General features: G+C 41.5%; 1 protein-coding gene. It reads left to right on the plus strand.

Annotation, left to right across the window (positions count from 1 at the left end; translation table 11 throughout):
- Positions 1 to 234, plus strand: a 234-nt coding sequence (locus J1781_RS00320; protein ID WP_456239068.1) for an RraA family protein, incomplete at its 5' end; no start/stop codon positions are given.
- Positions 235 to 451 lie beyond the last annotated feature (217 nt).

A 451-nucleotide genomic window follows, 5' to 3' on the forward strand; every position in this document is an offset into this window, starting at 1 on the left:
GTTGATAATGGCTGGGCTGGCGTGATTGTTTATGGCTGTGTGCGAGATGTAGATGATATGGGCAAAATGCCAATTGGCGTACAAGCGCTCGGCGCCATTCCCCGCAAATCTAATCGCAAGGGTGTGGGCGAGACGGATATCGAAATCAGCTTTGGCGGTCTAACTATCAACTCTGGCATGTATGTGTATGCAGATAATAATGGCATGATTGTGAGTACGACATCATTGCTTTAATGAGCTAAGTTAAGCTACTAAACTAAAAAGTAGACTATGTGGGTTAAAAACCCGCATCAAGTGTTGATATATTAACTGTTTATGTGGCTTGACTGCGTTAATATCAGCGCATGAAAGCACGTACTTTTTCTGATTTTTTTATTGTCATATCATTTTGGGAATTATTATGAAACTACATCAAACTCTGCTATCGCTTGCCATCGCCACCGTCATGTAT

This window comes from Rahnella perminowiae (genome assembly GCF_019049695.1).
GTDB lineage: Bacteria > Pseudomonadota > Gammaproteobacteria > Enterobacterales > Enterobacteriaceae > Rahnella > Rahnella perminowiae.